At 36.0% G+C, this 13,049-nt stretch carries 10 protein-coding genes and 1 pseudogene; 7 read left to right on the top strand and 4 right to left on the bottom strand.

Annotated elements, in window-relative coordinates; all coding sequences use genetic code 11:
* Positions 1 to 85: 85 nt before the first annotated feature.
* Entirely contained in the window at positions 86 to 274 is a 189-nt protein-coding gene (locus tag EL165_RS20450; protein WP_002984739.1) for a DUF6496 domain-containing protein, read from the bottom strand.
* A 12-nt stretch (positions 275 to 286) separates the two neighbouring features.
* Positions 287 to 760 (bottom strand): hypothetical protein, encoded by a 474-nt coding sequence (locus EL165_RS20445; protein ID WP_002984740.1) that lies wholly within the window; start codon positions 758 to 760, stop codon positions 287 to 289.
* A 120-nt stretch (positions 761 to 880) separates the two neighbouring features.
* Here EL165_RS20445 and EL165_RS20440 point away from each other — a divergent pair, with 120 nt between their 5' ends.
* Positions 881 to 3,010, top strand: coding sequence for a S9 family peptidase (locus EL165_RS20440; protein WP_041462143.1), 2,130 nt, complete (start codon positions 881 to 883; stop codon positions 3,008 to 3,010).
* A 128-nt stretch (positions 3,011 to 3,138) separates the two neighbouring features.
* Here EL165_RS20440 and EL165_RS20435 read toward each other — a convergent pair whose 3' ends face one another.
* Together EL165_RS20435 and EL165_RS20430 are read right to left on the bottom strand one after the other, a co-directional pair.
* Positions 3,139 to 3,945 (bottom strand): GLPGLI family protein, encoded by an 807-nt coding sequence (locus EL165_RS20435; protein WP_002984744.1) that lies wholly within the window; start codon positions 3,943 to 3,945, stop codon positions 3,139 to 3,141.
* Positions 3,946 to 4,047: 102 nt separating this feature from the next.
* On the bottom strand, positions 4,048 to 4,227 hold the full coding sequence (locus EL165_RS20430) for a bacteriocin-like protein (protein ID WP_002984746.1): 180 nt from the start codon (positions 4,225 to 4,227) through the stop codon (positions 4,048 to 4,050).
* A 261-nt stretch (positions 4,228 to 4,488) separates the two neighbouring features.
* Here EL165_RS20430 and EL165_RS20425 point away from each other — a divergent pair, with 261 nt between their 5' ends.
* From EL165_RS20425 to recG, 6 genes and pseudogenes are all read left to right on the top strand, one after another.
* Positions 4,489 to 6,144: a peptide MFS transporter gene (locus tag EL165_RS20425; RefSeq protein ID WP_041462144.1), complete on the top strand. Its 1,656-nt coding sequence runs from the start codon at positions 4,489 to 4,491 to the stop codon at positions 6,142 to 6,144.
* A 132-nt stretch (positions 6,145 to 6,276) separates the two neighbouring features.
* A pseudogene (locus EL165_RS26590) lies at positions 6,277 to 8,030 on the top strand (peptide MFS transporter).
* A 58-nt stretch (positions 8,031 to 8,088) separates the two neighbouring features.
* On the top strand, positions 8,089 to 8,487 hold the full coding sequence (locus tag EL165_RS20415) for a DUF1016 N-terminal domain-containing protein (RefSeq protein ID WP_228370591.1): 399 nt from the start codon (positions 8,089 to 8,091) through the stop codon (positions 8,485 to 8,487).
* A gap of 84 nt (positions 8,488 to 8,571) precedes the next feature.
* Positions 8,572 to 10,083 (top strand): peptide MFS transporter, encoded by a 1,512-nt coding sequence (locus tag EL165_RS20410; protein ID WP_002984751.1) that lies wholly within the window; start codon positions 8,572 to 8,574, stop codon positions 10,081 to 10,083.
* Between the two features lie 41 nt (positions 10,084 to 10,124).
* Positions 10,125 to 10,658: a thioredoxin family protein gene (locus EL165_RS20405; protein ID WP_002984752.1), complete on the top strand. Its 534-nt coding sequence runs from the start codon at positions 10,125 to 10,127 to the stop codon at positions 10,656 to 10,658.
* A 131-nt stretch (positions 10,659 to 10,789) separates the two neighbouring features.
* A complete protein-coding gene (gene recG, locus EL165_RS20400) occupies positions 10,790 to 12,877 on the top strand; it encodes an ATP-dependent DNA helicase RecG (protein WP_002984753.1) in 2,088 nt (695 codons plus the stop codon).
* Positions 12,878 to 13,049: the final 172 nt, after the last annotated feature.

The following is a 13,049-nucleotide window of genomic DNA, read 5'->3' as shown; positions in this document are numbered from 1 at the left end:
CAAGGCGATTAAAAACGAATAACCCATTTGTTATTTTGCTTGTCAATAAAAAAACCGGAAAAATATTCCGGTTTTTTTATTGAGTTTATTTACTTTTTTTCTTGGAAGGCACTTTAAGGCCTTTTTCTCTCGCTTCAGAAATGCCGATGGCTACGGCTTGTTTTCTGCTTGTCACTTTCTTTCCGGAAGAAGATTTCAGTTTTCCTTCCTTGAATTCGTGCATAACTTTTCCTACTTTGTCCTGAGCTTTTTCTGAATATTTAGTCTTGCTCATGATAAGATTTTTTTAAGATTTTGGCAGGGATACCCCTAATTCATAAACACAGGCATGTTTCAAATATTTTGAACGCTCTCTTGATGTTACCGACTCAAAATGATCATTCTTAATCACAATAATCGGGTCTTCCGCATTTTCAATTTCAAAATTAGCTAAATACCTTTCATCCGGTGGAGACTGCTGTTGTTTTGCTTTAATTTTCTGCAGTTCATCCGCGTATTTTCTGAATCCCGGGTCTGAGGAATGGATAAATTTATATTCATCGCCTGCATACACATAGTAATGAAGTTTTTTCTCTATCAAACCCGCTTCATCATTAATTTCGGGATTATCATTCCCGTCTCTGAATACTACTTCCACCAATGTTCCTCCTTTTTTACGGGCGCATTCTTCTGCGTCTTTAAAACTGGAAAAACCTGTATAAACGATTCGATCATTCATTACATAACGGTTCAGTTTCTGGTTGTATGCATTCGTTTCCATAATTATTATTTGATTTGATTATAGTTAATGATATTCAATTTTTTTGCCAAAAAGCGTAATTGAAAAGCTTTTTTACACATTTAATAAAATTATTATCTTTGAAATCCATTAATGCTAGAAATGAAAAAACTACTTTTAACTCTTACTGTGGCGGCAGTATTTCAAAATGTATCAGCGCAGGAAATCACTTTAGATAAAATTTATTCAGGATATTACCGTGGAAAGGGCATTGCAGGAATCTCTTCCATGAAAAACGGGGAGAACTATCTTGTTATTGAACCATCTGGAATTGCCAAATATTCTTACAAAACTTCACAAAAAGAAGGAAATCTTGTAGACGGAAAGTTTGAAAGCTATATTTTTTCTGATGATGAATCTAAAATCCTTCTACAGCTGGGAAGCCAGCCTATTTACAGACATTCTTTCCTTGGAAAATTTGATGTTAAAGATTTAAAATCCGGAAAAGTAATCAGCTTGAATGAAGGAAAGCCGGTTCAGGAACCAACATTCTCGCCTGATGCAACGAAAGTAGCCTTTATTTCTGACAATAATCTGTTCTACCAGGATCTTGGTTCAGGAAAAATCACACAGATTACTACTGATGGTAAAAAGAATTCTATATTGAATGGTCTGGCAGACTGGGTATATGAAGAAGAATTCGGGCACGCAAGACAATACGAATGGACTAAGAATTCTGATGCGATCGTATTTGTAAAATCTGATGAAAGCCAGGTTCCGGAGATCTATATTCCAATCTACGGGAAAACCCTTTACCCTACTGAAATGCGTTATAAATATCCGAAAGCAGGCGAGAAAAACTCTGTAGTTTCAGCACAGCTGTACCGTCTTGACAATGGAAAAACAATGCAGCTGAACTTAGGTTCTTTCAAAAACTACTATATTCCGAATGTCTTCCAGACCGCAAAACCGGATGAAATTGTTTTAATTACTTCCGAAAGAATCCAGAATGCTTCCGACATTTTAAAAGTAAATACCAAAACAGGAGCTGTTCAGAAGTTGTTTACTGAAACGGATGATAAATGGATTGATACAGACAGCCCTACTCTGGAATTTCTTGAAGACGATTCATTCCTCTGGGCTTCTGAAAGAGACGGAAACCGCCACCTTTACTGGTATGACAAAGATGGCAAGCTTAAAAAGCAGATCACAAAAGGAAACTGGGAAGTAACCGATTATTATGGATTCAATCCAAAATCGAAAGAAATTTACGTTCAGACGACTGAGAAAGGAAGTATCAATAAGGTTATTTCTAAAGTAAATATCGAAAACGGAAAAACCCAGCTGATCTCCAATGCGGAAGGAAACAATTCTGCTAATTTCAGCAAGAACTACAATTATTTCATTGAAACTTCTTCTACCGCTGCAAGACCATATACTTATGTTTTAAAGGATGGTAACGGAAAAACAGTAAAAGAACTCCAGAACAACAACGAACAGTTACAGAAGTTAAAGGCTGATAATTTTGTTGAAAAAGAATTCATCACCATTCCCAATACTGTTGGTGATCAGATGAATGCCTGGATCATGAAGCCTAAAAACTTTGATCCGAATAAAAAGTATCCTTTATTTATGTTCCAGTATTCCGGACCGGGATCTCAGCAGGTGGCAAACTCATGGGATAATGGCAATGCAATGTGGTTCAATCATCTTGTGCAAAAAGGATATATTGTTGCTTGTGTAGATGGTCGTGGAACGGGTTATAAAGGAGCAAAATATAAGAAAGTAACCTATATGAACTTAGGAAAATATGAGATTGAAGATCAGATTACTGCAGCGAAGTGGTTCGGAAACCAATCTTATATTGACAAAAACAGAATCGGAATGTTCGGATGGAGCTTTGGTGGGTATATGACCAGTCTGGCCATGACGAAAGGAGCAGATGTTTTCAAGATGGGAATTGCAGTAGCACCGGTAACCAACTGGAGATATTATGACTCAGTCTACACAGAAAGATTTATGAGAACGCCTCAGGAAAATCCTGATGGATATGATAAAAACTCTCCTACAGAATATGCCAATCTGTTGAAAGGAAAATTCCTTTTAATCCACGGAACTGCTGATGATAACGTTCACTTCCAGAACTCTATGGAATTCTCTGAAGCATTAATTCAAAATAAAAAACAATTTGATTTTATGGCTTATCCTGATAAAAACCACGGAATTTATGGTGGACAGACAAGACCACAGCTGTATCAGAAAATGACGGATTTCATTTTGAATAACTTATAATAAAATACTATAAATACCTTTTTTAAAATTTTAGAAAAAAGGGTTATATAATCAAGTAATGGAATAAAAGTGCACTCAGCTGAGTGCATTTTTTATATTCAGGTAGTTTTAAAGCATTTAAAGCCTGTTTAATTATAATTGACTTTATGGTTGAGTTCAATTGGATTATTGTTTTCCCTTATTCGTTTTTGAATACTTTCCGTCATCTGTTTTAAACTTATTTCCACCGGATTTCCTTTTTCATCAGTTACTTTATACTTTATATTTCTTGCCTTGATTTCTGCAAACGGATCCGAATAATAATCCCGTTGTATCTTTTCATAGGTTTCCCAGGTTATTTCTTTTCCCTTTCTCAAATAAAACGTTTTATTTTTATCAATATTTATAGTCTTTATCAAACTAAAATCATAATCATTTTTATCATCAGAAATCTTTATGATCAATCCTGGCAATCCATGAAATATATAAGGCCCTTCCGGTAGGGGTATATTATGACTGAACCATGCTATCCAATTTCTTTCACCATACTTTACTGTGGCTTTCTGACATTCCATATCTCCAATTTTCATTCTTTCGGGCAGAATCTCCCAACTTAGTTTATCATTTATAGTGATGTTATACAAATCATGCATTGATAGAGTTGTTATACATTTGATGATACTTTTATTTATTAAATTCTTAATAATATAAAGCTGATTAAGTGAAGTTTTTGGTCCGCTTTCCCAATATCCGTTTTTTAACATTAATGAATCAGCATCCCTTTCTTTTTTTGACCGGAAAGCAGACTGTCCTCCGATTATATCAAGATAATAGTTGCTGGTTTCAAAAATTTCTTTATCCGGATTTGGCTTATGCTTAATTTCGTAAACAAACGAAATAAGTTGTGCAGATAAACTATTTGAAAGAAAAAGTAAAATAAATAATAATTTTTTCATAGTAAATATTAGGTCCTTGTTCAACAAACTCAATGAAAATATTAAAGCACAGGAACAATATGAGATGCATTATTGCATCTCATATAAAATAACTTTTTAAGTTTACATACAAGCATTATGAGTTAGTGATTCAACTACTTGTCCGTTTTGGACCGTATAATGAAAACCACATTCCAGACCCCATTGTGCACATACATCACCAGCTCCCGGCTGACAAAAATCTTTTAGACCTCCTTGGACACTTTTTAACTTTTCTCTCGAAATCTTTTTTAATTTTTTCATAATAAATGTTTTTAATTATATGTCTTGCGACATCCCGAAACTAAAAAACAAATACCATATAGAAGCAAAATAAACTTGTATATCTGTTGTATAACAATGATTCACAACATGTACATAATCTGTACAAATTAAATTCAGTAACTTAAATCACTCTTTACAATTAAAATTTTATATTTATTTCATTAATCACTTAAGCAAGTATTATTTATTTTATCAATTAAAATTAAAAACCTATTTTTGGGAAATTTGAAAATTGATTATATGAAGACTAAACATCCTAAAGGGCTGCCTTATCTGTTTTTTACAGAAATGTGGGAGCGTTTCGGGTACTACCTGATTCTTGGAATCTTTGTTCTGTATGTTATTGAGCCTACGGGTATGAAAGGCGGACTTGGACTTCCGGATAAAACTGCTGATGACATTTTCGGAACTTATATTGCCTTAACTTATCTGACTCCATTTATCGGAGGATTCCTGGCAGACAGGGTTTTAGGGTATATTAAATCTATTTATCTCGGTGGCTTTTTAATGGCTGCAGGATATATAGGAATGGGTGTTTTTAAGGATTTACCTTTGTTTTATACCTCTCTCGCTTTAATTATTATCGGAAACGGTTTCTTTAAGCCTACTATTTCAACGTTATTAGGAAATCTTTATTCTGAAGAACCTTATAAAGCCAACAAAGATTCCGGGTATAATATTTTCTACATGGGAATCAATATCGGGGCGTTTATCTGTAATATTATTGCGGCTTTCATGCGTAATAAATTCGGTTGGGGTGAAGCTTTTATCACTGCCGGAGTAGGAATGCTTATCGGGATGGTTATATTTACAGTTGGAAGAAAGCATTATATCCACGCAGCACAGATGAAGCCTGTACAGGAAGGTGACACCAAGCTTTCAGAAATTCTGATCAAAGTATTTGTTCCTGCGATCATTGCCGGAGCAATAGGCTGGTTTATTCCTGACAATATTTTTGGAAGCGACAGTACGGATGCCTTTATTTTTGCATGTATCCCTGTTATTTATTTCTATGCTTCTCTTTACTTTAAAGCTAAACCTGATGAAAAAGCCTCTATCGGCGCATTACTTTCCGTATTTCTGATCAGTATGTTCTTCTGGGCGGTTTTCAAACAAAACGGTACAGCGTTAACAAGATGGGCCAATTATTATACGGACAGAAGTGTTCCTGCTTCCCTTGAAAAGCCATTGGAAGGTATTTATATGGTAGATGGGAAGAGCTATGAAGACAAGGAAACTCCTGTTTATGATAATCAGTTCCGTTCCCAGAAAGATGATAACGGAGAGACTAAAAAGGAAATGGGAAAAGATGTTTATTTTAAAAACATATCTCCTGAACAGCGTGCTGCTCTTGAGAAAAACCCTGAAAATAAAGTTTATTTATATAATACGGAATTGTTCCAGTCCATCAATCCGTTCTGGGTCATTGCTTTGACACCGGTTGTTGTAGGATTCTGGGCATTGCTGAGAAGAAAAGGAAAAGAACCTTTAACCCCTACTAAAATTGTTTTAGGGCTGTTTATTTCAGGACTTTCCTGTCTGGTGATGGTTTTAGCAGTAATGGCAGGAGACAATGGTGCTGTAAAGGTATCTCCGTTATGGCTGGTTGCCAGCTATGGAGTAATCACCGTTGGTGAGCTCTGTCTTTCTCCAATGGGACTTTCTTTTGTTTCCAAGCTTTCTCCTGCGAGAATTACGGCCCTGATGATGGGAGGTTTCTTCCTTGCTAACTCTGTTGGAAACAAGCTTTCAGGAATTCTGGCAAGCACATGGTACAATTATGAAAACAAGACAAATTATTTCCTTGTGAACTTCGCTTTGTTAATATTTGCTACACTTTTAGGTCTTTCCATGCTGAAAAGACTGAACAAAATTATGAAGGAAAAAGGACATTAATCCTTGATATTATACAGATTAGCAAGCTGCGGAATAGTTCCGCAGCTTTTTTATTTAAAAATAAAATTAAAACCTTGCCAAAAACCCAAAATAAACTATATTTGTCAGTCTTAACAAAAATTAACAATAGAAATGGATAATATTGAAGCATTGAGTCCGAAACCGGATGAATTTGTAGAGAATAAGAGTTCCAGGCATCCTAAAGGATTATGGGTTCTTTTCGGAACAGAAATGTGGGAGCGTTTCAACTTTTATGGGATGAGAGCACTTTTGACGCTCTTCATGGTAAATTCCTTATTAATAAAAGAAGCTGATGCAGCGATCATCTATGGTGGATTTCTAGCTTTATGTTATTTAACACCTCTTTTGGGAGGATTTATTGCTGATAAATATATCGGAAACAGATACGCTATTATCATTGGTGGATCATTAATGGCTATCGGCCAGTTTCTTTTATTCATCAGTGCCTCTACATTCTCCGCAAATATCGGCAGTGCTAAGCTTATCATGTGGCTGGCGTTATTCGTGATCATTTTTGGTAACGGATTCTTCAAACCGAATATTTCCTCAATGGTAGGAAGCCTTTATCCGAAGCAGGAAAAATCTAAACTGGATTCTGCCTTTACTATTTTCTACATGGGGATTAACATCGGAGCGTTCCTGGGTCAGTTCATCTGTCCGTACGTAGGAGACGTAAAAGATGCTGCAACAGGTGTAAGAGATATCTTTGCTTTCAAATGGGGATTCCTGGCAGCTTCTATTGCGATGGTTATCGGAACGGTAACATTCTTTATCCTTAAAAATAAATATGTGGTAACTCCGGAGGGAAGACCTATCGGGGGATTGCCAAAAAATAATACAAGTGCTGACTTTGAAGAAGGAGAAACACAGACTGCCAAATTCTCTGGTCAGGCTTTAGGAATCACTGGAGGAATATTCGTTATTTTATTCTTTGTATTCAGATACCTTCTTGTAGGTGAGTTTGGATTCAATTCTGTAGAAATGGGGCAACTGATTAAAGGAATCATTTATCCATTCATCTATTCAGCTGGTATTTCTCTTGCCTTCTTAATTATGTCTTCTGCTGAAAATAAGGTTGAAAGACAGAGAATCTGGGTAATCTATATCGTATCATTCTTTATTATTTTCTTCTGGCTGCGTTCGAACAGGCAGGATCTTCATTAACATTTATCGCGGATAACCAAACTGACAGAAACATTTTCGGATGGAATATGCCACCTTCAATGGTTCAGATCTTCAACGGAATCTTCGTTGTTATTCTGGCAGTTCCTTTCAGTTTAATCTGGGATAAATTAAGAGCCAAAGGCAAAGAACCGGTATCTCCATTCAAACAAGCGATGGGATTGGCATTGATCGCGCTTTCTTATTTCATCATTGCACATAACGTAAAAGACCTTGGAAACTCAGGTTTATTGGCCATCAAATGGTTAATGTTGCTATATTTCATCCAGACATGTGGTGAACTTTGTCTTTCTCCGATTGGTTTATCATTGGTTGGTAAACTGGCTCCGAAAAGATTTGCTTCATTACTGTACGGTGTTTTCTTTATTTCCAACGCTGCTGGTTATGCATTGGCAGGTTCCTTAGGAGCACTTATCCCTGCTACAGGTGATAAATTCAAGAAAGCTGAAGAAATGGGTATTAACCTACAGGATGTTTTAGATAAAAAAGTAACCCTTACGGCAGATCAGGCAGCTGCTTTCGATAAAGCTCAGCTTCCATTGCACAACCCTACTTTTGTAGGATTTGAAATCCATAACTTATTTGAATTCTTTATGGTATTCGTAGTACTTTGTGGTATTGCTGCTGTAATCTTAGGTTTGATTTCACCTATCTTAAAGAAAATGATGCACGGTGTAAACTAATTGTGTCAACAAAATATTATAAAACCTCTGCCAAGTCAGAGGTTTTTTTTATTTTCGTATGATGGAAATTTCCGAAGATTCTTTATTCCAATCCGTAAAGGAAATCATTAGACAATCGCGCGAAAAAGTGTTTCGTATAGCGAATTCTACGCTACTGCTCACTTACTGGCAAATTGGAAAATTGATTGTTGAAAATGAACAACAGGGAAAAGAACGGGCAGAATACGGAAAATATACGCTGAAAAAACTTTCTCAGAAGCTTACCTTAGAATTTGGAAAAGGATTTGGTGAAAGTAACTTAAGAAACATGCGCTCTTTTTTTCATGCCTTTCCAATATGTGACGCATTGCGTCACGAATTGAGCGGGTCCCATTACAGATTTTTCCTACTCAAAATGATAAAAACAATTTATTTACCAGCAAATACCTGCTGTACCTCCCAAAAGAAGAAGAATTAAAACAAATTATTGACCAGGACGGAATCCGTTTTGAACTGGATCAGAAAGATAAAAACCCTAATTAGAACTTAATCATATATCATTATGAGCTTAACTTTAGATGAAATACAAAATTTCAAAGGAAAATATCCCAGACAGATCTGGAGCCTTTTTTTCTCTGAAATGTGGGAACGATTCTGTTTCTACGGAATGCGTGGAATGCTGGTCTTCTTTATGATCTCTCAGCTTAATTTCCATGAAAAAGAAGCCAACCTTCAATATGGTGCCACACAGGCATTCGTATATGCCTTTACTTTTGTAGGCGGCCTTTTTGCCGATAAAATTTTAGGATTCCGAAAATCCTTGTTTTGGGGAGGTCTCCTGATGATCGTGGGAAGTTTAATCCTTGCTACAGATCCCCATAAATTCTTTTTCTTAGGAATAGCATTCACCGTAGTTGGGACAGGTTTCTTCAAACCAAACATTTCATCTATGGTTGGACAGCTTTACAAACCGAATGACTCAAGAGCAGATGCGGGATTCTCACTTTTTTATGCAGGAATTAACCTTGGAGCTTTACTAGGTGGTTATTTATGTATTGCCATTGGTAAAGGAGAATTCTTAAGTAATGTTATTGCGGAAGAAATGAGATGGCATATTGCTTTTGGACTGGCTTCAATCGTAATGGTAGTAAGTTTAATAAATTTTGTATTCACACAAAGAACATTAGGTAGTATAGGATTACAGCCGGGACACCCTTTAGCAGAAGTAAAAACAGCTCCGATCCCAAAATGGAAAGAATATGGAGTATACGTTTTATCATTGATTTTTGTCCCTATCATTATGACCATGGTAGCGAAAACAGAATATACGGATTATTTTATGTGGACAATTGGGCCATTAACTTTAATCTATTTATTCTATGAAATGTCAAAAGTAACTGCTTCAGAACGTAAAAAGCTTTGGGCCGCTTTGGTTTTCATTATTTTCTCCATTATATTCTGGGGTATTTACGAACAAAGTGGAGGTTCTTTAAGTATTTTTGCGGCTAAAAACCTGAACAAAGATCTTTTCGGATTAGATCCTAATGGTGTTAATAACTCAGGGGGAGCCTTCTTTATTATTTTCCTTGCTCCACTTGTAGGACTTCTCTGGATCTGGCTGAACAAAAGAAAAATTGAACCCAATACGATTATCAAATTCGGATTAGGATTTATTTTCCTGGGATTAGGATATTATGTTTTATTTGCCACCAGACTATTCGCAGATCTTCAAGGGATTACTTCATTGAACTTCTTCACTCTGGCATTATTAATCATTACCCTTGGAGAATTATGCCTCTCTCCTATCGGGTTATCTATCATGACAAAGCTTTCTACAAAGAATCTTCAGGGAATGATGATGGGAATGTGGTTCCTTGCTTCAGCGTATGGACAGTATGTTGCAGGGATTATCGGAGCCAGCCTTGCGACATCAAAAGGAGGTTCCAGCAACTATGATGCTTTGATCACTTATACTGATGGATATAAACAATTGGGATTATATGCGGTAATTGCCGGAGTGGTACTAATTTTGATATCTCCGTACGTGAAAAAATTAATGCAGGATGTAAAATAGAAAATAAGTAATTATGCTTATTTTTACCTAAATATCACAATATGAAGAAAATTTTAAGCATAGTTCTCTTACTTCTATTAAATTTTCACTTTGCCCAGGTAAAGTGGATGACCATTGAGGAAGCTTTAAAAGCTCAAAAGGAAAATCCTAAAAAGATACTTATTGATTTTTATGCAGACTGGTGTGGTCCCTGCAAGATTATGGATAAAAAAACATATGGGCATTCAGTAATTGCACAGAATCTGAATGAGAATTATTATCCCGTAAAGTTCAATGCAGAAGAAAAAAAGAGTATTGAGATTTTTGGAAGAACATTTTCCAACCCAAATACTGAACATAAGAAAGGAAGAAATTCTCTGCATGAGTTTACACAGTATATGAATGTCGGCGCTGTTCCAAGCACCGTATTTCTGGACGAACATGGTGATCCTATTACCATTCTTCAGGGGGAATTGTCTGCCAAAGAACTGGAACCTTACCTGGAACTGATCTCAAAAGATTTATTCAAAAAGATTAAGACCAGGGAACAATGGGAGGACTACCAGAAAAAGTTCAAATCCAAAATCAAAGAGTAATTACATTTTCAGGTTTAAATTGCTTTATATAAACTAAGACTTTCAATTTTTTTTGGAAGTCTTTTTTATTTTACCGAAATTCGAAACTTTGTTTTTTATACCATATTCGGTTCCCGAATCCCAGATAAGAAATGACTTTAGAAACTTCCATAGAATATGTAAAAGGAATAGGTCCGGAAAGAGCCAAACTCATTAAAAACGTGTTGGGCCTGTCTACTGTAGAAGATATGCTGAACTTCTATCCGATCCGCTATCTGGATAAGAGTAAAATTTATAAAATATCCCAGCTTCAGGAAGAAAGCAGTCAGGAAATACAACTGAAAGGAAAAATCACACAGGTGCAGGAAATCCAGACGGGCAAAACCAAGAGATTATCTGCTAAATTCAATGATGATACCGGCAGTATGGATCTTGTGTGGTTTCAGTATTCAAAATGGCTGAAAGAGCAGCTGCCTGTCAATAAAGAGGTTTATATTTTCGGAAAGATCAATGTTTTCAACCGCCAGTTTTCTATGCCGCATCCGGAAATAGAGGCTGAAGAAAAAAAAGAAGGCGATACCCGTTTGAAACCGATATATCCGAGTTCTGAAAAACTGACAAAAAGAGGATTAAATCAAAGATTTTTTCAGAATGCTCTAAGAAACATCTGTAAAGAAATTCCAGGGCTTATCGAAGAGAATTTTCCGGATTACCTGATGAAAACCTTTAAGTTCATGTCAAGACAGCATGCTTTTCTGAATGTTCATTTTCCAAAGGATATGGAGCATTTTAATAAGGCTGATTACCGGTTGAAATTTGAAGAATCATTTTTCTTTCAGCTAGGATATGGCTTAAAGAAGCTTCATCATAAAACCCAGTCTCATGGTAATCCTTTTCCAATAATTGGAGATCATTTTAATGACTTTTATGAAAATCACCTTCCCTTTGACCTTACCAATGCCCAGAAAAGAGTTTTAAAGGAAATCCGTATGGACATGAAAAGGTCAATTCAAATGAACAGGCTTTTACAGGGAGATGTTGGATCAGGAAAAACAATGGTGGCACTTCTTACCATGCTTATAGCGATGGACAACGGTTTTCAGAGCTGCCTGATGGCTCCAACGGAAATTCTTGCCCAGCAGCACTATAACGGTATTAAGGAACTGTTGGAAAAAACAGGAATTAATATCCGTCTTCTGACAGGTTCAACCAAAGCATCAGAAAGAAGAGTAATCCATGAAGAACTGGAAAACGGAACGCTTTCTATTTTGGTTGGAACGCATGCTGTTTTAGAAGATAAGGTTAAATTTAAAAATCTGGGATTGGCCATTATTGATGAACAGCATAGATTTGGAGTTGCTCAACGCGCCAAGTTATGGGCTAAAAATAAAATTCCTCCGCATATTCTGATAATGACTGCCACTCCTATCCCCAGAACTCTGGCCATGAGTTTTTATTCTGATCTTGATGTTTCCGTGATTGATGAAATGCCTGTGGGAAGAAAACCTATTATTACCGCTCATCGCCGGGAAAAAGACAGGTTGTATGTCTATAATTTCTGTAAAGATGAAATTAAAAAGGGGCGCCAGGTTTATTTTGTATATCCACTTATTGAAGAATCTGAGACATTGGATTATAAAAACCTGATGGAAGGTCTGGAACACGTTATGGATTATTTCTCAGAATATAATGTGACTATGCTTCACGGAAAAATGAAACCGGATGAAAAGGATGCTGCAATGGCTTACTTTGCATCAGGAAAAGCCGAAATTATGGTTGCAACAACGGTAATTGAAGTAGGGGTAAATGTTCCCAATGCTTCTGTGATGGTAATTGAAAGCTCTGAAAGATTCGGGCTGTCACAGCTTCATCAGCTGAGAGGACGCGTGGGAAGAGGCGCCGAACAGAGTTACTGTATTCTAATGACATCTGATAAATTATCTAAGGAAAGCAGAACCCGTATCAGGACAATGACTGAAACCAATGATGGTTTTAAAATTTCTGAGGTAGATATGCAGCTTCGTGGTCCAGGAGATATCCTGGGTACGCAGCAAAGTGGTGTAGTGGATTTTAAAAGATTAGACCTTATCAATGATTCAGCAATTATTAAAACAACAAAAAATACGGTAGAAAAAATACTGGAAGCGGATCCTATGTTGTCCAGACCTGATAATCAGATCATCAAAAATTATTACATCAGGTATTACAAAGGAAAAAATAAGTGGAGTAAAATATCATAAAAAAACCGCAGAAAAAGATTTCCTGCGGCCCCCTTATAAAACTGTTATTTAGAAGAAATTACTTTTTGGTCTCTGTAAAAATTTATTTTAATAGTTTAGACTTAATATTTTGTGATTTGGTGTGAAAATATTTATATAATAATATGATGTAGTCAAAGCCACAACTATTAAA

The sequence above is a fragment of the Chryseobacterium gleum genome, from assembly GCF_900636535.1.
Taxonomy (GTDB): domain Bacteria; phylum Bacteroidota; class Bacteroidia; order Flavobacteriales; family Weeksellaceae; genus Chryseobacterium; species Chryseobacterium gleum.
The sequence above is the reverse complement of the archived record's forward strand: the minus strand, read 5'-3'. Positions and strand labels throughout refer to the sequence as shown.